Annotated in this window: 23 protein-coding genes; 5 read left to right on the forward strand and 18 right to left on the reverse strand. The window is 65.6% G+C overall.

The features are described from left to right. Nucleotides 1–7 precede the first annotated feature (7 nt). Nucleotides 8–1,324: an SLC13 family permease gene (locus FMM02_RS02400; RefSeq protein WP_147493371.1), complete on the forward strand. Its 1,317-nt coding sequence runs from the start codon at nt 8–10 to the stop codon at nt 1,322–1,324. Here the strand turns inward: FMM02_RS02400 and FMM02_RS02405 are convergent. The 8 genes from FMM02_RS02405 to FMM02_RS02440 form a co-directional block, all read right to left on the reverse strand. Beyond that, the gene (locus FMM02_RS02405) at nt 1,321–2,508 is read right to left on the reverse strand and encodes a dihydrolipoamide acetyltransferase family protein (RefSeq protein WP_147493372.1); all 1,188 of its coding nucleotides are present in this window, start codon (nt 2,506–2,508) and stop codon (nt 1,321–1,323) included. The two genes, FMM02_RS02400 and FMM02_RS02405, sit on opposite strands and share 4 nt — an antisense overlap. A 4-nt stretch (nt 2,509–2,512) precedes the next feature. Continuing rightward, entirely contained in the window at nt 2,513–4,558 is a 2,046-nt protein-coding gene (locus tag FMM02_RS02410) for an alpha-ketoacid dehydrogenase subunit alpha/beta (RefSeq protein ID WP_222703819.1), read from the reverse strand. Then, entirely contained in the window at nt 4,551–5,744 is a 1,194-nt protein-coding gene (locus FMM02_RS02415) for an amino acid aminotransferase (RefSeq protein ID WP_147493373.1), read from the reverse strand. Before FMM02_RS02415 ends, FMM02_RS02410 begins: the two co-directional genes overlap by 8 nt. Nucleotides 5,745–5,784: 40 nt before the next feature. Then, complete coding sequence (locus FMM02_RS02420) at nt 5,785–6,858, reverse strand: 2Fe-2S iron-sulfur cluster-binding protein (protein WP_147493374.1); 1,074 nt, start codon at nt 6,856–6,858, stop codon at nt 5,785–5,787. Further along, complete coding sequence (gene paaC, locus FMM02_RS02425; RefSeq protein WP_147493375.1) at nt 6,859–7,683, reverse strand: 1,2-phenylacetyl-CoA epoxidase subunit PaaC; 825 nt, start codon at nt 7,681–7,683, stop codon at nt 6,859–6,861. Then, nucleotides 7,683–7,973: a 1,2-phenylacetyl-CoA epoxidase subunit PaaB gene (gene paaB, locus FMM02_RS02430; RefSeq protein ID WP_147493376.1), complete on the reverse strand. Its 291-nt coding sequence runs from the start codon at nt 7,971–7,973 to the stop codon at nt 7,683–7,685. The genes paaC and paaB overlap by 1 nt, the downstream gene beginning before the upstream one ends. Before the next feature lie 96 nt (nt 7,974–8,069). After that, nucleotides 8,070–9,053 (reverse strand): 1,2-phenylacetyl-CoA epoxidase subunit PaaA, encoded by a 984-nt coding sequence (gene paaA, locus FMM02_RS02435; protein WP_147493377.1) that lies wholly within the window; start codon nt 9,051–9,053, stop codon nt 8,070–8,072. 44 nt (nt 9,054–9,097) lie between these two features. Further along, complete coding sequence (locus FMM02_RS02440; protein WP_147493378.1) at nt 9,098–9,607, reverse strand: DUF4402 domain-containing protein; 510 nt, start codon at nt 9,605–9,607, stop codon at nt 9,098–9,100. Nucleotides 9,608–9,715: 108 nt separating this feature from the next. Here FMM02_RS02440 and paaG point away from each other — a divergent pair, with 108 nt between their 5' ends. Beyond that, nucleotides 9,716–10,495, forward strand: a complete 780-nt coding sequence (paaG, locus tag FMM02_RS02445; RefSeq protein ID WP_147493379.1) for a 2-(1,2-epoxy-1,2-dihydrophenyl)acetyl-CoA isomerase PaaG — start codon at nt 9,716–9,718, stop codon at nt 10,493–10,495. Here the strand turns inward: paaG and FMM02_RS02450 are convergent. Continuing rightward, entirely contained in the window at nt 10,492–10,962 is a 471-nt protein-coding gene (locus FMM02_RS02450; protein WP_281288877.1) for a PilZ domain-containing protein, read from the reverse strand. The two genes, paaG and FMM02_RS02450, sit on opposite strands and share 4 nt — an antisense overlap. 141 nt (nt 10,963–11,103) lie before the next feature. Here FMM02_RS02450 and paaZ point away from each other — a divergent pair, with 141 nt between their 5' ends. Both paaZ and FMM02_RS02460 read left to right on the forward strand, forming a co-directional pair. After that, nucleotides 11,104–13,128: a phenylacetic acid degradation bifunctional protein PaaZ gene (paaZ, locus tag FMM02_RS02455; RefSeq protein WP_147493381.1), complete on the forward strand. Its 2,025-nt coding sequence runs from the start codon at nt 11,104–11,106 to the stop codon at nt 13,126–13,128. 61 nt (nt 13,129–13,189) lie between these two features. Continuing rightward, nucleotides 13,190–13,618: a CBS domain-containing protein gene (locus tag FMM02_RS02460; protein ID WP_147493382.1), complete on the forward strand. Its 429-nt coding sequence runs from the start codon at nt 13,190–13,192 to the stop codon at nt 13,616–13,618. A 74-nt stretch (nt 13,619–13,692) separates the two neighbouring features. Here FMM02_RS02460 and FMM02_RS02465 read toward each other — a convergent pair whose 3' ends face one another. The 5 genes from FMM02_RS02465 to FMM02_RS02485 are packed head-to-tail and all read right to left on the reverse strand — an operon-like array spanning nt 13,693 to nt 16,148. Continuing rightward, on the reverse strand, nt 13,693–14,235 hold the full coding sequence (locus FMM02_RS02465) for a F0F1 ATP synthase subunit B family protein (RefSeq protein WP_147493383.1): 543 nt from the start codon (nt 14,233–14,235) through the stop codon (nt 13,693–13,695). After that, on the reverse strand, nt 14,228–14,722 hold the full coding sequence (locus FMM02_RS02470; protein ID WP_147493384.1) for a F0F1 ATP synthase subunit B: 495 nt from the start codon (nt 14,720–14,722) through the stop codon (nt 14,228–14,230). The genes FMM02_RS02465 and FMM02_RS02470 overlap by 8 nt, the downstream gene beginning before the upstream one ends. 28 nt (nt 14,723–14,750) lie before the next feature. Then, nucleotides 14,751–14,978: a F0F1 ATP synthase subunit C gene (locus FMM02_RS02475; protein ID WP_037502558.1), complete on the reverse strand. Its 228-nt coding sequence runs from the start codon at nt 14,976–14,978 to the stop codon at nt 14,751–14,753. Between the two features lie 32 nt (nt 14,979–15,010). Beyond that, the gene (locus FMM02_RS02480; RefSeq protein WP_147493385.1) at nt 15,011–15,796 is read right to left on the reverse strand and encodes a F0F1 ATP synthase subunit A; all 786 of its coding nucleotides are present in this window, start codon (nt 15,794–15,796) and stop codon (nt 15,011–15,013) included. 37 nt (nt 15,797–15,833) lie between these two features. Beyond that, nucleotides 15,834–16,148 (reverse strand): AtpZ/AtpI family protein, encoded by a 315-nt coding sequence (locus tag FMM02_RS02485; RefSeq protein ID WP_147493386.1) that lies wholly within the window; start codon nt 16,146–16,148, stop codon nt 15,834–15,836. Nucleotides 16,149–16,247: 99 nt separating this feature from the next. Here FMM02_RS02485 and FMM02_RS11155 point away from each other — a divergent pair, with 99 nt between their 5' ends. Further along, complete coding sequence (locus FMM02_RS11155) at nt 16,248–16,394, forward strand: hypothetical protein (RefSeq protein ID WP_187107818.1); 147 nt, start codon at nt 16,248–16,250, stop codon at nt 16,392–16,394. A 312-nt stretch (nt 16,395–16,706) separates the two neighbouring features. Here the strand turns inward: FMM02_RS11155 and FMM02_RS02490 are convergent, their stop codons facing one another. From FMM02_RS02490 to lysA, 4 genes are all read right to left on the reverse strand, one after another. Next, entirely contained in the window at nt 16,707–17,096 is a 390-nt protein-coding gene (locus tag FMM02_RS02490; protein ID WP_147493387.1) for a DUF1318 domain-containing protein, read from the reverse strand. Then, nucleotides 17,096–17,314: a YnbE family lipoprotein gene (locus FMM02_RS02495; protein WP_222703820.1), complete on the reverse strand. Its 219-nt coding sequence runs from the start codon at nt 17,312–17,314 to the stop codon at nt 17,096–17,098. Before FMM02_RS02495 ends, FMM02_RS02490 begins: the two co-directional genes overlap by 1 nt. An 11-nt stretch (nt 17,315–17,325) precedes the next feature. Then, a complete protein-coding gene (locus tag FMM02_RS02500; RefSeq protein ID WP_147493389.1) occupies nt 17,326–20,589 on the reverse strand; it encodes an intermembrane phospholipid transport protein YdbH family protein in 3,264 nt (1,087 codons plus the stop codon). Between the two features lie 218 nt (nt 20,590–20,807). Further along, nucleotides 20,808–22,076 (reverse strand): diaminopimelate decarboxylase, encoded by a 1,269-nt coding sequence (lysA, locus tag FMM02_RS02505; protein ID WP_147493390.1) that lies wholly within the window; start codon nt 22,074–22,076, stop codon nt 20,808–20,810. Nucleotides 22,077–22,108 lie beyond the last annotated feature (32 nt).

Raw genomic sequence — 22,108 nt, forward strand, 5'->3', positions numbered from 1 at the left:
CATCGCGATGAATTTCGACCAGGTCCTGACGCTTGCAGTCCTGGCAGCGGTGGTCGCGGCGCTCATTTGGGATAAGCTTCGTGCGGACGTCGTCGCCCTGACCGGCGCGGCGGTGCTGATGATGGCCGGAGTGGTGCGCCCGTCGGAAGTCCAGGGCGCCTTTGCAAGCCCGGCGATCATCGCGCTCGCGTCCCTGTTCGTCATTGCCTATGCGATGGAACTGACCGGACTGCTCGACAATGCCATCGTCAAGCTGGTCGAATTTTGCAGCAGGATCGGTGCGCTCGGCCTGTGGGTGATGATCGCCGCAAGCGGCGCCGCCTCGGCATTGCTCAACAATACCCCGATCGTCGTGCTTGGCGCGCCGGTGCTCCGCGATGTCGCCAAGAAGCTCAACCTCGATCCGAAGCGGTTTTTAATGCCGCTTAGCTATGTCGCCATCCTTGGCGGGTGCATGACGCTGATCGGCACGTCGACCAACCTGCTAGTCAACGACATGGCCCGGGTGTCCGGCCAGCCGCAATTCGGGCTGTTCGAGATTACCCCGGTCGGGTTCATGGTCGCGGTCGCCGGCGGACTTTACCTGTTCCTTGCCAGCGGACGGCTGATTTCGGCGCGGCCGGCGGAAGAGGAAAAGCCGCCGCCATTTCCGATGCCCGACTATCATGACGTCGATGTTTCGGGCGCCCAGATCGGCGAAGCCGACAAGTTCGCTGAACATCGCCCGTTCCAGCGGGGCAAGGCCCTAGTCTCGCTGCTGATCTTTTTTGGCGCAATCGCCGCCGCGGCGCTCAACATCGCGCCGATCGCGGCATCGGCTTTCGCCGGAGCGGTGCTGCTGATCCTGCTGCGCGTGCTCACGCCCGACGAAGCCTATGGCGGGCTTCGTCCCGAAATCCTGATGCTCATCGCCGGCATGGTGGTGCTGGGCATCGCGATGGAGCAGAGCGGGCTTGCCGAAGGGATGACCGCGGCGCTGCTGAGCGTGGTCGACGACCTTGGCCCGCTGGGCGCGCTGATTATCCTTTATGGTGCGACCCTGGTCCTGACCGAGCTTTTATCAAATGCCACGGTGGCGGTGCTGATCACCCCGATCGCGGTCGCGCTGGCGGAAAGCCTGGGGGTTAGCGCGCGGCCCTTCCTCGTCGCGGTGATGATGGCCGGGAGCGCGGCCTTCGCCACGCCATTCGGCTACCAGACCAATGTCATCGTCTACCAGATGGGTGGCTACAACTATATGGACTTCGTGCGCGTCGGCATGCCGCTCAACATCATCACGATGGTGGTCGGCGTGTTCGCGATCACCCTTTTCTTCCCCTTCTAGGGCGCTGGCCAGCCTTCGAGGATTTCGACGAAGCGGGCGAGCCAGCCATTGGTCTGGTGCCCGTCGACCACCCGGTGATCGATGGTCAGCGTGACATAGGCCATCGGCCGGATGAGGATCGCGTCCTGCCCGTCGATGGTCCGAACCACCACCCGCTTTTCGAGCTTGCCGACCCCGAGGATCGCGGCCTGGCCGGCATGGAGGATGATCGGCGATGCCAGCAGGCTTCCCGATACGCCATGGTTGGAGATGGTAAAGCTGCCGCCCGACACGTCAGCGGCGGTCAGTTTCCCGCCCCGGGCGCGGGACGTGAGGTCGTCGAGCTTGCGGCCAATCGCCTCGAGCGAAAGCGCGCCGGCATCCCGGACCACCGGGACAACCAGTCCCCTGTCGCCAAGCGCGGTGCCGACCCCGACGTTGATGGTCGGCGAAACGGCGATCCGATCCTCTTCCCAGCGGCCGTTGATCGCTGGAGCGACCGCCATCGCCTCGGCCGCGGCCTTGACGATATAGGCGGTGTAGCTGAGCTTCACGCCGCGGTCCGCCATCGCCTTCTTGTGCGCGGCGATGGCCGAGAAATCAGCCTCGAACAACGCGGTGACATGGGGCGCGTCGCTGACCGCCCGAACCATATTCTCGGCGATCTTGAGCCGCATCCGGTCGTGCGGGATGTCGGTCCCAGAAAAATGGCACGGCTGAGCCGTCGACGGCTCACCGGCGCTGACCGTGGTCGCACTGGCCACCGCGCGGTCGACGTCCTCGCGGGTGATCCGCCCGCCCCGGCCCGTTCCTCGGATTTTCGACGGGTCGATGTCATGCTGCATCAGCGCGCGGCGGACCGAGGGCGACAGCCGGGTTTCGGCATCGCCGATCACCGCGGCGGGCGTCTCGGCCGGCCTTTCGGCTGGCTCGGCCTTGCCCTGCTCGGCATCGAAGGGAAGCGGGTCGTAGGTGCCGGCGGTGATCCGGCCGAGCACGTCGCCCGGCGCGGCCTCGTCGTCGGTATCGAGCAGGATTTCGGTTAGCACCCCGGCGGCGGGCGCCGGCACTTCCTGCGTGACCTTGTCGGTTTCCAGTTCGACCAGCGGGTCATTTTCGGCGACCGCGTCGCCGACCTTCTTGAGCCAGGCGCGGACGACCGCCTTGGTGCCTTCCTGCTCGTCGGGGACGCGCACATCGATCATCGGATCAGAACCCCAACAGCCGGTCGATTTCGGCGCGGATGCGCTCAACCGACGGGACGGCCCATTCAAGAAGCTTGGGATGGTGCGGGCTGGGCACGTCGGGCATCGTCACCCGCGCGACCGGCGCATCAAGGTCAAGAAAGGCTTCGTCGGCAACGACCGCGGCGATTTCCGCGCCGAACCCGCCGGTGCGCAAATCCTCATGGACGATCAGGCAGCGGCGGGTCCGCCGCACGCTGTCGAGCACCATGTCGCGGTCCCAAGGCATCAAGGTGCGCAGGTCGATGACGTCGGCGTCGACTCCTTCGGCGGCCGCTTCGCAGCGCGGGACCATCGCGCCCCAGGTGATGATGCTGATCTTGTTGCCTGTCCGGGTCTTCCTGGCCTTGCCAAAGGGTAGGACGAAGGCATCGCCCGGCCACGGGCGGCGTGCCCAGCTGTCGTCAAGCATCGCGCGATGTTCGAAGAAGATCACCGGATCTTGGCCGCGCAAGGATGCGCGCAGCAGCCCGACCGCGTCTTCGGCGTTCGACGGCACCGCCACCTTCCAGCCGGGATTGTGAACGAACTGCACTTCGTTGGTCTGGCTGTGCCATGGGTCGCCGCACTTGAAGAAGCCGCCGGGTATGCGCAGCACCATTGGCGCCGCGAAGCGATTGGCGGTGCGCCAGCGCATCGTTCCGCAATCGTTGATCTGCTCGGTCGCCGGCTCGGCATATTTGCGAAACTGAATTTCGGGCACCGGCATCAGCCCAGCGAGCGCCATGCCTACAGCGCGGCCGACGATCCCTTCCTCGTTCAACGAGGTGTCGAATACCCGGTCATGGCCATATTTGTCCTGAAGGCCGAGCGTCACGGCATGGACGCCGCCCTTGGGCCCGACATCCTCGCCGAACACCAGCACCTTGGGATTCTTCTCCAGTTCCTGGTCAAGCACGCGGCGGATCGCGGTGACCATGTTGATCCGCTGCCCTTCGGGTCGCGGCTCGGCATGGCTGTCGTCGAGCGCCAGGCCGGCGCCACCGCCGACCCTTGCCGCTTCGCCTTCGAAATAGACATGGTCGGTGACCCGGTCGGGTGAAGATACGCCCCGCGCCTCGGCTTCCGCCCGGGCAGACTCCACTTCCTGAGCGACCGAGGCCTCGATGAGGTCCCAGTCAAGATCTGCGGTATGGGCCTTTAGCTTAGGCAGCGGATCGCGCGCCCATTCGGCCTTCACCGTCTCTTCGGACTTGTAGGTCTGGGTGTCCTGATAGCTATGCCCTTCGAGACGGGGCACGGTCAGGCGGATCAGTGCCGGCCCCATGCGGCCCCGGACGTGCCCAACCGCTTCGCCGATCATACGCGCCGCGCCCTCGGGATCGGTCCCGTCGCCGTTCCAGATCGCCAGGTTACCGAAGCTGGCCAGGTTGGCGGCAATGTCGCAGCCGGGTGTCTGGTAATGGGACGGCACAGAAATGCCGTAACCGTTATCCTCGATGTAAAATAGCATTGGCAACGATTGCGTAGTTGCAATTGTTAGCGCAGACCAAAATCCACCGGTCGCACAGCTGGCGTCACCGCCAAGTACTACACCGATCGCGCCCCGGTCCTGTTCGCCGAGCACCCGCGACTTATAGAGAACCGACTGCGCCCAACCGGCCGCGGGAGCATATTGGGCCCCGACCCCGCCGCACATCGGCAGGGCGTGGGCGCCGCCGGGATTGGGATAGTTGAACACCACGCCAATATCGCGGCCGTCGGAATAGCCACCCTCGCGCCCCATTCCGCTGCCCAGCGCGTCGGCCAGCGGCACGCCAAGCGCAAGCAGCATCGGCCGCGAGCGATAATAGCCGCAAGCCGCATCACCGTCGCGCAGGTGAAGTCCGAGCATGACCTGGGCCATGTCATGACCCCGCGCGGAAAATTGGTAGAGGACCTTCTTTTCGGGGACCAGCCGGCTTTCCTCAAGCTCGTCGAGCGCCCGGCTGGTCAGCACCAGTCGCGCGACCTCGGACCAGTCGAGGTCCGTCGCCGAAGCCTTGCGCGTCACCTCCAGCACGTCAGCCACCGATCACCTCGACGACCGCCGCGACAAAACGGTCGACCTCGTCGTCGGCCATGCCGAGGATGTTGAACCGGCCGCTATCGGCCATGTAGATGGCGTGCCGCTCACGCAGGTCGTCGACCTGCTGGGGGGTCACCGGAAGCATCGAAAACATGCCATTCTGTTCGGTAATGAAGGCGAGCTTGGGATGGGCAGCGGCAAGCCGTTCGCGGATCGCCAAGATCCGGGCACGCATCTCATCCACTTCGGCGCGCCAGTCCGCCGCCAGTTCGGGATCGTCGAGGACGGTTCGCACCACCGCGCCGCCATGATCGGGCGGCATCGACCACATTTCGCGGGCGATCTGCAGCACATGCTTTATCGCATTGCCGCTCGTGTTGGCCGTTCCGGTCTTGAGGAAGAGCGCGCCGACGCGGTCTCGATAGACACCAAAATTCTTATCGCAGCTCTGCGCGACGACCACCTCGTCGCACGCCTCGATCACCAGCCTGAGCCCGAATGCATCTTCTTCCAGGCCCTTGCCAAGACCCTGATAGGCAATGTCGACCACCGGCAGTAGCTGGCGCTCGACCAGCAGGCGGACAACTTCGCGCCACTGCGCCTCGTCGAGGTCGGCTCCGGTCGGATTGTGGCAACAGCCGTGAAGCAGGACGACGTCGCCGCCCCTTGCTGCACCGATTGCCTCGACCATCTGCGCGAAGCAGATCCGGCGCTCCTGCCGGTCATAATAGGGATATTCGACGATCTCGAGGCCAGCGCCGGCAATGATCGGCTGGTGGTTCGGCCAGGTCGGGGTTCCGACCAGCACCCGCGCTTTGGGATTGGCCTTGGCGACCAGGTTGAAGCCCAGCGTAAGGGCGCCGCAGCCGCCCGGGGTCTGCAGGCCGACGATCCGCTCGTCCCCGGCATGCGGGCCGAACAGGATCGGCTTCAGCAGCTGGAGCATGCGGGCATCTCCCGCGCCGCCCAGATATGACTTGCTGCGCTGCGTCTCCCAAAGCCGCTTTTCCGCGGCCTTCACCGACCGCATTACCGGGGTTCGCCCTTGGCTGTCCTTATAGACGCCTACCCCGACGTCGATCTTTTCGGGGCGCGTATCGGCATTGGCCTTGGCGATCAGGGCCAGCAGCGAATCGCTTTTGACCGGGTGGAGATCAGCCAGCCGCGCGTTGCTCTTGGTCGTCAGCATGATCAGGCTCTAGCGGCAAAAGCGGGCGCTCGCAAAGGCGTCAGGCGTCGTAATCGACGGCGACATCCGATCCGACCGGCACCGACTGGCACGTGAGGACATAGCCGGCGGCGATTTCTTCGTCGGTAAGGCCATAGCGCGCGGCCATTTCCACCTTGCCGTGGACCACCTTGGCGCGGCAGGTCGCGCACACCCCGGCTTTGCAGGCAAAAGGCGCGGAAAGGCCCGATTCGCGGGCGCTGTCGAGGATATTGTCGGCGGAAAATTCGACCTTTCGGGTGCGCCCGTCGAGCGTGATGCTGAGCGTCTGCCCTGCCGCTTCCTGCTGGAGCGCGGCCATTTGCGCTGCAAGCGCCGCCGACGGGCGGCCGGCGGTGAAGCGTTCGATATGGATTTTGTCGCGCGTTACATCGCGCTCGAGCAGCGCTGCCTCGGCGGCGTCCATCATCGGTCCGGGTCCGCAGATAAACCAGGCATCGACCGCCTCGACGTCGCCGACCAGGTGGGCGATCGCCGCGTCGCAGGTTTCCCGATCGAGCATGCCGTTGAACAGCTCGACATCGCCTTCCTCATGGCTGAGGAAATGGTAAAGCTCGAACCGGCCGAGATAGCGGTCCTTGAGCGCCGCCAGCGCTTCGAGGAAGATGATCGAACTGGCGTCCCGGTTGCCGTAAAAGAGCGTGAAGCGGCTTTCCGGCTCGGTCGTGAGCGCGGTGCGGATCAGCGACATCACCGGGGTGATCCCCGACCCGCCGGCGAAGCCGACATAGCGGCGCATGGCGGCGGGATCGAACGGGGTCGTGAAGGACCCGTGCGGGGTCATCACGTCGACCATGTCCCCGACCTTAAGACTGTCGGCGACCCAATTGGAAAAGACGCCGCCCGCGATGCGCTTGACCGTCACCTTCAGCTCGCCCTCGGCGGGCGCGGTGCACAGCGAATAGTTGCGGCGCACTTCTTCGCCATCGATCGTCGCGCGCAGTGTGAGATGCTGGCCGGCACGGAACTGGAAAGCCTCGGTCAGATCGCCGGGAACCGCGAATCGGATCGAGTTCGCCTCTTCGGTTTCAGGCAGGATTTCCGCCACCCGGAGCGGGTAGAAATGTTCGGCCACTTACCAGCTCGCCTCGGGATAGGTGCGGGGCAGATGCTGCATCACCGCAAGCAAATGGCCGAGGTGCTCGCTATGATGGCCGCGCCGGCCGCCGAGGATCGGCCGCTGGTCGGCGGGCGCTTCCAGCCTCGCCTCCACAAGCACCGCGGCGATCGCGGACCGAAATTCCTCCTCGAAGCTTCGGGGATCGGCGGCTACGCCGCGTTCAATCATCGTTTCGAGGAGGTCGTCGACCTCAAACAATTCGGGGATGAACCGCCAGTTCCAGTCGAGCCCTTTGGCCATGCGGCGCGTGCTTTCCTCGGTCCCGTCGCCAAGCCGGATAACCCAGTCGGCGGCGATTTCGCGATGATAGGCGACTTCCTTGAAACCCTTAGCGGCGATGCCCGCGATCCGTTCATCCGCCGACGCGGACAGCCGCTTGTAGAGCATGTGCTGCCAGGTCGAGAAAAGGAATTGCCGGGCGATCGTCTGCGCAAAGTCGCCATTGGGCTGTTCGACCAGCCAGCAATTCTTCCAGTCGAGCACGTCGCGGTGGAACGCCAGTCGGTCGGCATCGCCCGCAGCACCAAGGAAATGCGTTCCCTGCCCGATTAGGTCGAGCGCCAGGTTGGCGAGGCTGAGGTCGACTTCAAGCGCGGGCGCATGGCCGCACCATTCGCTGAGGCGCTGGCCGAGGATCAGCGCATCGTCGCCAAGGCGGCACAGATAGTCGAAGAGCGGCGGGTCGTGTTCGGCCAGCGCCGGCGCGTCGAACGCGCCTCGGTTGGCGACCCCTTCGGCCCGCTTTTCAACGTCCTTCTCGATGGTCGGGAGCGACGGCATCAGATGTGCTTCACCACGTCGGGAATGTCGTAGAAGGTCGGGTGGCGATAGACCTTGTCCTGCGCTGGTTCGAACAACGGGCCGCTATCGGCCGGGTCGCTGGCGATGATGTCCGTCGACTTCACTACCCACAGGCTTACGCCTTCGAGCCGCCGCGTATAGGTGTCGCGGGCGTGCCGGAGCGCGAGCTCCGGGTCAGGAGCATGAACGCTGCCGACATGGCGATGGCTAAGACCGCCCTTGGCCCGGACGAAAACTTCCCACAACGGCCAGTCATGACCTTCGCTCACCAACTTCCTCCGTCATTGCGAGCGTAGCGATTGTTGCCTCGCTGCGGTCGATGGATTGTTTCGTCGCTGCGCTCCTTGCAGTGACGAAGCGCGATTTCAAGCTGCTGCGCGCTCGCGGCGCTTGGCTTCATAAGCGGCGGCGGCGTCGCGGACCCAGGCACCATCATCCCAGGCATCGCGACGCGCCTTCATGCGTTCCTTGGCGACCGGCCCTTCGCCGCGGACGACCGCGTAGAATTCTTCCCAGTCGATTTCGCCGAAATCATATCCGCCCTTGGCCTCGTTCCACTTGAGGTCGGCATCGGGCACGGTAAGGCCGAGGAATTCCGCCTGCGGCACCGAAATATCGACGAACTTCTGACGAAGCTCGTCATTGGTCTCGCGCTTGATCCGCCAGCGCATGGACCGTTCGGTGTTAGGCGAATTGTCATCGGGCGGGCCGAACATCATCAGTGACGGCCACCACCAGCGGTTGAGCGCATCCTGCGCCATCCGCTTTTGGTCGGCGGTGCCGTTGGCCAGCGCGATCATGATTTCATAGCCCTGACGCTGATGGAAGCTTTCTTCCTTGCAAACCCGGACCATGGCCCGGGCATAAGGACCATAGCTGGTGCGCTGCAGCGGCACCTGGTTCATGATCGCCGCGCCGTCGACCAGCCAGCCGATCGCGCCAATGTCGGCCCAGGTCAGCGTCGGATAGTTGAATATCGTGCTGTACTTGGCTTTGCCCGAATGGAGCGCCTCGACCATCTGTTCGCGGCTGGTGCCCAGGGTCTCGGCCGCGCAATATAGATAAAGGCCATGGCCGCCTTCGTCCTGCACCTTGGCCAGGAGGATCGCCTTGCGGCGAAGCGAGGGCGCCCGGGTGATCCAATTGCCTTCCGGAAGCATGCCGACGATCTCGCTATGGGCATGCTGCGAAATCTGCCGCACCAGCGTCTTGCGATAGGCGTCCGGCATCCAGTCCTTGGGCTCGATAAATTCGTCCGCGGCGACCCGCGCCTCGAACGCCGCGACCAGGTCGGAATCCTCGACCGTCTCGATCGGCTTGACGTTCTTGCTCATCTCGGTGGTGTACATGAGTCCGATGTAGCGATTTCGGGGCCGCGCTTCAAACTCGGCCGCTATTGATTGTCGACGGTAATCTCGACTGTGCCGCTATAGAGCCCGTCGGTGGCGTTGGCCGGCACGGAAATCGACCCTCCGACGTTGAAGTCCAAGCCGGGAGCACCCGAATTGGTGAGGGTGATGCTGGTTGGCGCGGACGGGGTGAAACGCAGCGTCCTGCCATCCGCGGCATTGACGAGGTCCGAGGCCATGGCGGAAATTCGCACGACCTGCTTGTTCGTGCCCTGGACGTTGAAGATCGCCGGCAGCGCCGCCCCGGTGCAGGTCACGCTTGCCGGACAGCTGCGCACTCCGCCCTGGCTGAGCGTGACGGTCGCCGGACCGGTCATCCCCGCAGACAGCAGTATCGTCCCGAAGTCGAGGTCCCGCCTGGCCGTAAACTGGAGCGGCTTCACCACATTGGCGGTGACCTGGGCATTGATCACTGCGGCATCGGCGCCAGTCGGCGGCGCGGCGAACAGCGCTGCGGCGGTCAACAGGGTGGCAAGGCGCGGTGAAGGCATCATGGTCCAGCCCGAAGCCCTAGGCAGACGAGGTGAAAAAGGCGTTAACCAGCCGGTCCGCGCTTGCTTGGCCCCCGCCTCTTGCTAACAGCGACCCGATAGGAGAGCGGCATGACATACCAGTGCATCACCAGCGAGCGGACCGACCATGTCCTCCGCATCACCTTGAACCGGCCGGACCGGCTCAACAGCTTCACTCGCGCGATGCATGCCGAACTGCGCGACGCGCTCGCCGACCTCGGCGATGCGCGAGTGGTGGTGCTGACCGGCGCCGGCCGCGGATTTTGCGCCGGGCAGGACCTTAACGACCGGGCCGCTGCGCCCGGCGAAGCGGTCGATCTTGGCGAGACGGTCGAGGAAAGCTGGAATCCGCTGATCCGCACCCTGGCCGAAATTCCTCAGCCGGTCATCGCCCGGGTCAACGGCGTCGCCGCCGGCGCTGGGGCCAATATCGCGCTGGCCTGCGACATCGTCATTGCCGCCCGCTCGGCAAAGTTCATCCAGAGCTTTTCCGCGCTCGGCCTGATCCCCGACAGCGGCGGAAGCTGGCACCTTCCGCGCCTCGTCGGCCAAGCCCGAGCGCTAGGCCTGGCACTGACCGGGGAGCCACTTCCCGCCGAGCGCGCCGCCGAGTGGGGAATGATCTGGAAAGCGGTCGACGACGACGGGCTCGATAGCGAAGTCGATGCGCTGGCAAGCAAGCTTTCGGCCCTTCCGCCGCTCGGCCTGGCAGCGATCAAGCAAATCGTCCGCACCAGCTGGTCGCGCCCGCTCGACGCGGAACTCGACCTGCAGCGGGACGAAATGCGCCGGCTTGGCTTTACCCACGACTATCGCGAAGGCGTCGCGGCCTTCCTTGAAAAGCGCGCCGCCCGATTTGAGGGGCGCTAGTTCAGCGCCGTTCCAACCGCCGCCAGCGGTCGCGCAAGCACCTCGCCGACCGTGCCAAAACTCAGGAGGGCCGCTGCCAGGCCCGCGCTCGCGACGACGATAAATTCCAACGCCTGCCCCCAACGGCGGCTGGCGCCCGCGCGATCATCGGCCCGCGGCCTTGCCCGCCGGTCGAGCACCGGCGGGCCATCGGCCGCCGCGGCCTGGCTCATCAGCCGGTCGGGGCATACCGGGTCCTGGGTACGGATCCCGAAACGGTCCGTATTGGACCAGACAACCCTGGCAACGACAATGTGCGGACCACGGCGGATCTCAAGGTAGGTACCTTGCGGCGGCGCGGCCGCCGATCGCAGTAGCATCCCGCGCGACGAAATGTTGAGGATGCTGGCATCGCTCCACGAGGCGCCGACCCGCATTCGCGCTGGTACCAGCACTTTTCGCCGAGGCTCCCTGTTACGCAACGCCACCTTCTCCTCGTCTTGAGGCCGAGGCGGAGAATGGGCGGGTCCGGTCGCCGGACGCTTAACCCAATCTCCGTAATGGATCGATTGGCCGGGGTTGCGGGCGTGGCGGCGAACGGGCTAGCGGCAAGGGCAGGAGAATAGCCGATGAAAACCCCGCAGCTGCTGAATTACGCCCGTGACCAATGGCTTCCCGGGGACCCCGGCTCGCTTAGCCCGATCAACTCGGCGATCGACGGCAGCCCGGTGGCGACCACCGGTTCAGGCGGGATCGAATTCGGCGCGATGCTGCGCTACGCGCGCGAAATCGGCGGGCCGGCGCTGCGCACGCTGACATTCCATGAGCGGGCGCGGATCATCAAGGGCCTGGGGCTGGCGATTATGGCCCGCAAGGAAGAACTTTACGAGCTCAACTACCAGACCGGCGCGACGCGCAAGGATGGCTGGATCGACATCGAAGGCGGCGCCGGAACGCTGTTCAGCTTCTCCTCCAAGGGCCGCCGCGAATTGCCCGACGCCCATGTTCTGCTCGACGGGCCGGTCGAGCCGCTGAGCAAGTCTGGAAGCTTCATCGGCCAGCATATCTACACCCCGCTGCAGGGCGCGGCGGTCCATATCAACGCCTTCAACTTCCCCGTCTGGGGAATGCTGGAAAAGCTTGCGCCGACCTTGCTTGCCGGGATGCCGGCGATCGTCAAGCCGGCTAGCTCGACCGCCTATCTGTGCGAAGCCGCCTTTCGGGTGATGATAGAAAGCTGCCTTCTGCCGCCCGGCGCGGTGCAGCTGATCGTCGGCGGGGTCGGCGATCTGTTCGACCATTTGACGGGGCAGGATGTGGTCAGCTTCACGGGTTCGGCATCGACCGCGCTAAAACTTCGTTCCCACCCGGTGGTGCAGCGCGAAAGCGTCAAGTTCGTCGCCGAGCAGGACAGCCTCAACGCCTCGCTCCTCGGCCCCGACGCGGCACCGGGCACTCCGGAATTCGATCTGTTCGTCAAGGAAGTGGTCAACGAGATGACCGTCAAGGCGGGGCAGAAATGTACTGCCATCCGCCGGGCGATGGCCCCCGTACAACATCTCGACGCGGTCGAAGCGGCGATCCGCGACCGGCTGGCGTCGGTGCGGGTCGGCGACCCGCGCGACAAGGCCAGCCGGATGGGCGCGCTGGTGTCGTGCAGCCAGCGCGACGACGTCCGGGCCCAGATCGCCAAACTGACCGCCGCCGGCGCGCGGGTGGTCGCCGGCAATCCCGACGCCAGCCCCGGGGTCGCGGGCGGCGCGTTCATGGAGCCGATTTTGCTGCGCGCCGACAATCCGTGGGACGCCGAGGCGGTCCATGATATCGAGGCGTTCGGACCGGTTTCTACGGTCATGCCCTATTCGGGCATGGCCGACGCCATCGCGCTGGCCAATCGCGGGATGGGCAGCCTGGCACTGTCGCTGTTCACCCATTCGCCCGATGCCGCGCGCGAATTCATCCATGGCGCCGCGGCCTTCCACGGGCGGATGTTGGTCCTCAATCGCGACAATGCGGCGGAAAGCACCGGCCATGGCTCACCGCTGCCGGTGCTCGTCCACGGCGGGCCGGGCCGCGCCGGGGGCAGCGAGGAAATGGGCGGCGTTCGCGGCGTGAAACATTATATGCAGCGCACCGCGATCCAGTCGTCACCGGCAATGATCGCCGCGATCAGCGAACAATATATTCCCGGCGGGCCCAAGCATGAGATCGCCCAGCATCCCTTCCGCCGCCGCATGTCGGAACTGCGCATCGGCGACACGCTGAAGACCGGCTCGCGGACCGTGACGCTGGAGGATATCGAACATTTCGCCAATTTCACCGGCGACACCTTCTACGCGCACATGGACGAGGAGGCGGCCAAGGCCTCGCCGATCTTCGAGGGCCGGGTCGCCCACGGCTACCTCATCCTGAGCTTTGCGGCGGGCCTGTTCGTCGATCCGGACCCCGGCCCCGTGCTGGCCAATACCGGGCTTGAAGACCTCCGCTTCCTCACCCCGCTCTACCCGGGAGACAGTATGCGGGTCGAACTGTCGGTTCGCGCCATGTCGTTGAAAAGCAACGAAACCGGCGTCGTCCGCTGGGCGGTCGAAATCTTCAACCAGGACGACGAACTGGTCGCAACCTACGACCTTCTGACGGAAAACGTTCCCTGATCGTCGGAACGCCCCCACACCGCGGTTCGTTGAACCCGCGAACCAAAAAGGAGGGCATCCGATGAAAATCAGCGAAGTGATGACGACCGAAATCGAAAAGGTGACGGCCGACCAGACCGCGCGTGAAGCCGCCCAGTTCATGCTTCGGGCCGACACCGGCTCGATCCCGGTGTGCGAGGGCGACAAGGTCATCGGCATGGTCACCGACCGCGACATCGCGGTGCGCGGAGTGGCCGAAGGCCGGGGCCCCGATACGCCGATCAGCGACCTGATGAGCGATGGAATCATCTGCGCCCATGAGGACGACGACCTGGCATCGGTCGCCAAGCGGATGAGCGACGAGCAGGTGCGCCGCCTTCCGGTGGTCGATTCGGACCAGAAGCTGGTCGGGATGGTCAGCCTTGGCGACCTGTCGCGCGAGACCGGCGGCGAAATCGCCCATTTCGCGCTTGATGGGGTCAGCGCGCCCGGCGGCGATCACCAGCAATAAGCGCGGCGCGCAGCCAAAGACGAAACGATCCCGCTTTCGCGGGATTGCTTCGCTAGCACGGCATCAGTTGGGAATCAGGCGTTAAGGCCGGCAATGGCGCTGTCGATGAGCGCCTTGTCCGCCTTGGCGTCGCCGCACTCGGCGATCAGCTTGGCAGCTGCGGCCGTCGCTGCATTGGCGGCGGTGGCGCGAAGCGCGTCGATCGCCGCGCGTTCCTCGGCGGCAATCTTGGCTTCGGCCATCGCCTTGCGTCGCTCGACCAGGGCTTCGGCGTCCTGCGCGGCCTTGGCGATGATCGCCTCGGCTTCGCCCTCGGCGCGCTTCAGCATCGCCTTGGCTTCCTTGCCCGCGGCCTTGGCCTTGGCTTCATATTCGGACCGGAGCGCCTCGGCGTCCTTGCGCAGGGCTTCAGCCTCCGCGAGCTGTTCGCGGATTGCCGCGATCTTCTTGTCGAGGCTCTTGCCGATCGCGGCCGGGACCTTCTTGGCGATCATCAGGCCGATCACCAGGGCCATCGCCAGCGCGACGATCACCGAGGCATTGAAAATGCCCAGAATCGCCGGCTCGACATGTTCTACGCCGCCTGGCACTTCGCTGTGAGTGGTGGGCTCAGCCATGGGCCAATTCCTTCTTGACCGCGGCGCGGGCGGCGTCGGCCTCAATTTCGATCCCGGCAACGCGACTGGCGACTGACTGGGCCGCTTCGGCGGCAATCGTTTCGATCTCGGCCAGCGCGGCGGCGCGGGCCTCGGCCACCTTTGCGGTTGCCTTGTCGATCTTGGCGGCAAGCGCCTTGTCCGCCTTGGCCACCGACTTCTCGGTTGCCTTGGCGGCACTGGCCTTGGCCTCGGCGGCGAGCTTGGCCGCTTCAGCGCGGCTCTTGTCCATCGCCGCGCGATATTCGTCCTCAAGGGCGTCGGCCGTAGCCCGCGCCCCTTCGGCAGCCTTGAGGTCGGCCGCGATCTTCGCATCGCGCGCGTCCACCGTCGACTGGATCTTCGGAAGCATCCCGTAGCCGATGACGACGAGGATAGCGCCGAAGAAGACCAGCAGCCAGAACAGCTGCGATGCGTAGATTTCGCCGATCTGGGCGATCTGCGGCATGGCCGACCCCTTGGGCTAGTAGGTTAAGTTAGGCGACGAACAGCAGAATCATCGCAACGACGAACGCCAGCAGGCCGAGAAGTTCGGCAGCGGCGAAGCCGATGAACAGGCGGCCCTGCTGGCCGTCGGCGGCGGCCGGGTTACGCAGCGCGCTTTCGAGGAACGAGCCGAAAACGTTGCCCACGCCGATCGCGGCCATGCCAACGCCGATCGCGGCGAGACCGGCACCCAGAAGCTTCGCAGCAGTCGCGTCCATATTGAGTACTCCCTTGGAAAAACGTTGTTAGATCAGTGAAGATTGATCGCGTCGTTGAGATACAGCGACGTGAGCAAGGCGAAAACATAGGCCTGAATCGCCGCGACCAGCAGTTCGAGCAGCGTGATGCCGAGCATCAGCGCGAAGCTTGGAAGCGAGACGATGAGGGCGGTCCCGACGCCTGCGTTGGCGCCATTGATGACGAAGCCGGCAAGCACCTTGAGCAGGATGTGGCCCGCGGTCATCGCCACGAACAGCCGCAGCGCGAGGCTGAAAGGACGGACTAGGAAGCTCATCAGCTCCACAACGAAAATCAGCGGCACCATGACCGGCGGAGTCCCGTGGGGGACGAACAGGGAGAAGAAGTGCAGCCCATGCTTGGCGAAGCCGACAATCAGCACGATCGCGAAGCTGACGATCGCCAGCACGCCGGTGATCGTCAGGTGGCTGGTAACGGTGAAGGCATGCACGCCGAACAGCGCCGTCGGCAGCATGCCGAGCACGTTGGCGAACAGGATGAACATGAACAGCGAGAAGACATAAGGCGTGAACTTGCGGCCGGCCGGACCGATATTAGTGTCCATCATGTCGGTGATGAAGCCGGTGAAGCCTTCAACCGCCATCTGCCAGCGGCCAGGCACGAGCTCCCGCTTCATGCCGAGCATCATGAAGGCCCAAAGCGCAAGGAAGGTCACCGCCATCCACATGGCGGAATTGGTGAAGGCAATATTATAGCCCGCGACCTGCCAGTCCTGCCCGAACATGGGCTGGACCAGGAACTGGTGCATCGGATCGATCTTGCCCGATTCTGACGCCACGTTTCTTCTCGCCTTCTAGACCAAACGCCCGGCCGTCCTATGGACGCCGGTTCGCCAACTTGATGATGCTCCAAAAGCCGCCGACGGTGCCGAGCACCAGGCCGACGACGAGGAGCAGATGCCCAGTGCCGAATGCCTTGTCGAGCACCCAGCCGATCAGCGCACCGCCCATCAGCCCGCCGAGCAGATAGGACAGCACCCGGTTGCCGAGCTGCTCATTGGCATCGGCCTTGGGCGCCTGTCCGGTCCGCTCCGCCTCCTTGGCCTGCGCGCGCCCGAGCCGCTCTTCGAGCGAATCGAGCCGTGCGTCCTGTGGAGACTTCGGGGCCTGCCCGGGTTCATCTTCCATCATGTCCCGTCTCCCGCAGCTAAGCGCCACCCTCTTCGGAATAAGGTCCTGGAGGGCTTAGGAACATGGCGGTCGACAAGCCCGCCAAGGCGCGGCCCCTTTATGAAGCGGCATGACATTAGTCAACCGCGCCGGGTCACGCTTGGCCGCATCGCGCGGGCATGGCATCGTCGGTATGGTGAAAGCCGTGACGCTCTGCTGCGCGGCGGCGCTGGCCGCCTGCTCCCTCTCAAGGCCGGTGCCGACTGAGCCCAGGGCGGCTGCGCTTGCCGGACCCGACACGTTGCCGCCGAGCGCGCCGGCGTCCTTCACCCGAGACCTCGAGAACGAGCTCATAAACTTTCATTTCGCCTAGCCTTCGGAATTGTCGGCGATCCCTGCATGTTCGATGACTGCCCAGCTTTGTCGCAGATCGCCATCCTTCCTACCGAGGCAACAGCAAAAGCGACTCGAAAGGCTGGTGCTGACGGGTTTCCCCTGTCTCGCCGGACCCCGGGCGGAAGGGAATTATGAGGTGGAACCGAGGGTCGTTCCCCACCTCGTCGCCGCGCTCAGCGGCCATTACCGCGATCCGTTCGGACCCGCCCAGCAATAAGTGGGGACCGGAGCGGGCTGGCCGGAAAGGCGCCGCTGCCAGGCTCGACCCGCCAAATAGGCCTCCCCGACCGCGACACGCCCCAGCAGCGTGCAGGCGGCGGTGATACCCACTTCTTCGGCGGAAACGCCCTTTCGCGCAGCAAGACCGGCGTAGAGCGAGCGCCGCTTGATGTTGACCGCCGCAACCTGCCGTCGGACCGTTTCCGATACCGGACCGGCCAGGCCGAGATAGCCATCATGGCGTTCGCCGACCTGCCCTGCGGCGCGCGCCGAGGCGATGGCCGCATAGTCCTGAGCCGGGGCTGCGGTGGGCGCCAGCGCGATCGCCGCCAGGAGCATGATCGGCAGCCGCATCAGCGCTGCCTCGGCGGCGCACTTCCCGGGAAGGCGTCGGGATTCTGTTCGATTAGCTGTTCGACATCGCGCTGAAGCCGCACCAGCACTTCCTGCCGGATAGTGACGTTGAGGTTGATCTCAATCGGCTTGTCGGGCGTGTCGACGGTGATGCAGCCCGCCAGCGGCAGCGCGAGCGCGGCGCCGCACAGGGCATGGACGATACGGGTCGGGGTCATGGGAAGTCTCCTCATGGCTGGGTGTCGCTTGTCGGCCGGACGTCCTGTTCGACCGGGGTCTGGGTCTGTTCCTGGCCTTCTTCGCGCCGCCTTGTCTCGAAGGTGATGCCGGGCACCTCGTCGAGCGGACGGGGCAGCGCCGGCTCAATCACCTGGGTGGGGTCGCGGAAGCTTTTGGCGGTAGCGATCAGCGCGCGAAACGGCCCGGTAATGGTCACGTTGAAATTGAACGGGATACGATTCACCGACCGGAGGAACCGCTGCGTGCTGGTGTTGCCGAGGCCCACGCCGTCGATGTCCAGCCGAGTCGCGAACTCGCCGTCGAGATAGCCGTCGAGGCGGATGATCATCGAGTTGAACCTGAGGTCACGAAGCGCGTCGAAAGCCAAGCCGCCGATGGTGCCGAGGTTGGCGCGGTTGACCACCCCATTATAGGCCAGCGTGCCGCCGCCCGGCCGACTGTCGAGCCGCCCGCCGACAATCCGGCCGCCTTCGTCGTCGAAGATCATCGGCAGGACGCCGTCGAAGGTGCCGCTGGCCTGCAATTCGGAAAAGCCCATCGAGTCGACGAAGGTCCGGGCATCGAGCCCGACTACCTCGAAGGTCAGTCGCTTGGCGCTCGGCCGGCCGAAGTTGAGGATGGTTTCCTGGAGGACCAGGCGCCCCCCCATGAAGGGCCATTCACCGCGCTCGATCTTGACCAGATTGTCGGGCAGCAGCTGATAACGGATCACGCCATTTTCGACGAGGATGCCGGGGTTGACCTCGGCGACGTTCATCAACTGTCCCGGCGCCGTCTGCAGTCCCAGAAGGTCGGTGAAGCGGATGGTCGTGCTGAGCCCGCGGACCGGGCCGAAGGCGGCCGCGAGATCGGTATCGACGATGTTGAATTCGCCTGTTGAGGTCACGTCGCCGCTGCCGTTCCAGTTGATCCGGCCCTGCCCGTTCACCCGTCCGTTGACGAGCGCGATGACCCCTTCGGTAAGGCGGGTCAATTCTTCCGGCTGGAGGTTCGCCCCGAAGCGGATTTCCGGGACATCGAGCAGCGCGCTGCCGACGCCGCTGTCGAGGTCATGGACAATGGTGACGTCGGTGACCCGCGTGCCGCTGGAAGGGTGGCGAAGCGTGCCTCCGGCGCGGATCTTTCCATTGGCCAGCCTGAAAGTGACGTCATTACTGCGCAGCGGATAGAATTTGGGCGGAGCGGCCATATCCGAGAGGGTCAGCGAGCCGTCGACCACGACATCACCGCCGTCTAGCCGCCAATTGCCGTCCGCCTCGCTGAGTATGAGCGGAACCTTGCCGATCACGGCATCTGCGCCCGCGAAGGTGCCCCGGACAGGTCCTGACAGCCCGCCCGACAGCCGCCCGGCATTGATCAGCACCGGCGAACTGGCCGAGCCGAGCCGAGCGCGGACGTTGGTTGCGTCGAACCGACTGAGGCTGAGTCGAACGAGGCTGCTGTCGAGCGCGAAAGGTGCCGACCCGAGCCGGCCGCGAAGCGCGAGGTTGCGACTGGTCGCCCCAAGCACCAGTGCACCACCGGCGGTCTTGCGGACGATCGGCCCGCCGTCGGGACAGAGCGGAATACGGGTCGCGCCGAGGCGAAGCGAACCGGTCGAAAGGCTGGCGAAGCGCGCGTCGATGCACCGGTCCCCGAAGCGCAGCGCGCCGCCGGCGCCGATTCTCCCGTTGATGGGGATGCGCAGCCCCGTCACCCGGCCGCCGGGGATCGGTCCGTTGAGGAGGGCGACGGCGCCGAGCTCTGTCCAGCCGCCGGGCCGAGCGGCGAAGCGCACGGTCGACAGCATCATCCGCGCGCCGCCCGCCGAATACGGCGCGATGTTGGCGACACCGCTCAGGCCCGCGCCGCCGCGCGGCTGGCGCAGCGTAACCTGGGCTGTCGGCAGCCCCCCGCCACTCGTCTCGATATTGCCGTCGATCCGGATCCGGCCGGTCGGCCAATAATAGGTGATGCCGTCACCGCCGCCGACATCGATCTTGGCGCCGCCGTCGGTAACGACATGCGCGCGCTCGATCCGCACCGCACCGCCGCCCGGCCGGTTGACCAGCCGCAGTGATCCGTTGACATCAAAGTCGCTCGCCGCGCGGCGGACGGCCCGGGCGATCGCCTCGCCGATCGGGCCGAGCGGGGTCCCGGCAGCCGATGACAAGGGTCCGGTCAGGCTGGAGGTGAGCGACGGGGCCAGCGCGACCGACCCGCTGTCATAATCGCCGAGCACGGTCAGTGCCCCCCGCGCCGTATTCAGCCGGTAGCGTCCCTCGAAACGGGTCCTCCCGGCCAAAATCTCCGCCAGCCGGGCGCGCTGCGAGGCGATGTCGATCCGGCCCATGGCATCGGTCGGCTTCCCCTCGAAAGTCAGCTTGCCGATGACCCCGGCAAGGCCATTGGTCCCGGCGATCAGCGTCTGGACGCTGATCCGTCCCTGCCCGTCGAAGCTGCCAAACGCTTCCGAAAAGCTCGAGTTGATGTCCATCCGCGCCTGGGTGAGCCGGATTCGGCTGGCCGGGCAGCTCAGCCCCGCGGCGCTGATCGGTCCTTCAACACGCGGTCGGCGGGCCGTGACCCCGATCGCGACCAGCGCCTTGAATTCGTCGAGCGTGCAGGCACCGGGCGTCAGGCGAGGCGCCGAGGCGGCAAGCCGCCCCTTAAACCCGCCCGACAGGTTGCCGCGCCCTTCGACCGCGAAGCCGAGCCGGCCGTAGGGCGTCGCCAGCGCGACTGTCGCGTCGCGCAGGTCGACGGAAAGATCGGGAAGGGTGAAGGGCTTGCCCGATGGGGGCGGAAGCAGCCGGTCGATCTGTCCGAAGCTAACTTTGTCGCCCACCACCCGGCCGTTGAGCCGCACCCCGCGCGCGACGACCCGGTAGGGAACGACGCTGCCGTTGAGCTTGACCCGAAGCTGGATGATCGCCCGCTCCACAGTCAGGTCGGGGTTGGCCGGGTCGCCGATGACGAGGTCGCTGACCTGCTGGGTGCGAAAACCGACCCGGTCGAGCGAATAGGTGGCGGTTACGCCGCGCTTGGCCAGCTCGTCGCCGATAATGTCGTTGGCGATCGGCTTGCGCCAGATCCACAGCGCGGCAAGCGCGATCGCGGCGATGATCAGGACGGCGAAGAGGCCGAGCCGCGTGATCCGCCATACGCGATGCCAGCGGCCACGCGTCTTGACGACGACCGGCTCGATCAGCCTGCCTTCGTTCAGCGCCTCCGCGACCTCCCCGAGTGGACCGTCGTCTTTCCTCGAAACCATCCCCGCTCAAACCTCTCGGACAGCCGACCGTTCCGTCGCCGCAAAGATTACCGCGTTGCATGGCCAAAGCGCGTTGCCTAGCCTCCGTTCCGCTACGTCAATGCCATAACAGCGGGTATTTTTGGCCGACACCGCTGGCGGTTCGGGACACCGTGCCCGGCTCTGCCACAAGCTTTTCGGCAGCCGGGGCGGTCGAACCTGAAGGCGATGGGGCTGATTTAATGCCTGCCGTGTAGCCATTCGGGCAGCGGCAACGCCGCGGCCGAGGCGAGGTCGAGCCGCTGGCGAACGAGCGCCCAGCGATCGCCGTCGACCAGCACCTCGGGCGTGATCGGCCGGCTGTTATAGCCGCTCGACATGGCCGCCCCATAAGCGCCGGCGGTACGGAAAACGACCAACTCCCCCTCCCCAGCAAAGTCCATCTCGCGCGCCATGGCGAAGGTATCGCCGCTTTCGCAAACCGGGCCGACGACGTTGACGGTCATTCGCCCACCGCCCGGCCGGACCACTTCGATATGGTGATAAGCGTCGTAAAGCGCGGGGCGCATCAGATCGTTCATCGCCGCGTCGACGATCAGCCAAGGGTGATGCTCGCCCGGCTTAATCCGCACCACCCGAGTCAGCAGCACGCCGGCATTGCCGCTGATCAGCCGGCCGGGTTCGAACGCCAGCCGCAGCCCCCAGTTCGCGGTGACCCTCCCGACCATCGCGCCATAGTCGGCTGGGGTTGGCGGTTCGGGCTGGCCGGGCCCGTAGGGAACGCCGAGTCCGCCACCAAGATCGGCGAGGCGCAGGGCAAAGTCCTGGCGGCGAAGCTCATCGATCAACCCGCCCAGGGCACGAAACGCGGTTTCCAGCGGCTCCAGGCTGGTCAGCTGGCTGCCGATATGGACCGTCACCCCGGTCACGTCGATGTTGGGCAGGCCGCGCAACATGGCGAAAGCGTCCATCGCGTCGCCGATCGGCAAGCCGAACTTGTTGTCGGCGGTTCCGGTGGTGATCTTGGCGTGGGTCCCGGCCTCCACGTCGGGGTTGATGCGCAGCGCGACCGGCGCGGTCTTGCCGAGGTCGCGGGCAACCGCGGACAGGGTGACCGCCTCCTGGACCGATTCCAGGTTGAACTGCAGCAGCCCGCCCTCGAGCGCCTCGGCCATTTCCGACGCGGTCTTGCCGACGCCGGAAAAAAGGATGTCCCCCGGCGCCATTCCAGCGGCCCGGGCGGCGCGATATTCGCCGATCGAGACGATATCCGCGCCCAGCCCTTCGCGGGCAAGGATCGCAAGCACCGCCGGGTTGGGATTGGCCTTGACCGCATAGGCGACCAGCGGATCATCGAGGCTGGCAAGCGCCTCCTTCATCACCCTGGCATGGCGGGACAGCGTCGCCGCAGAATAGACGTATACCGGGGTCCCGACCTCCTCGGCGATGGCCTCCAGCGACACTTGTTCGCTGTGCAATTCCCCGTCGATGATGTCGAAATGATCCAAGCGTCCGTCCCTCGCAACCAACCGCGCTGCCC

The organism is Sphingomonas xanthus (genome assembly GCF_007998985.1).
GTDB lineage: Bacteria > Pseudomonadota > Alphaproteobacteria > Sphingomonadales > Sphingomonadaceae > Sphingomicrobium > Sphingomicrobium xanthum.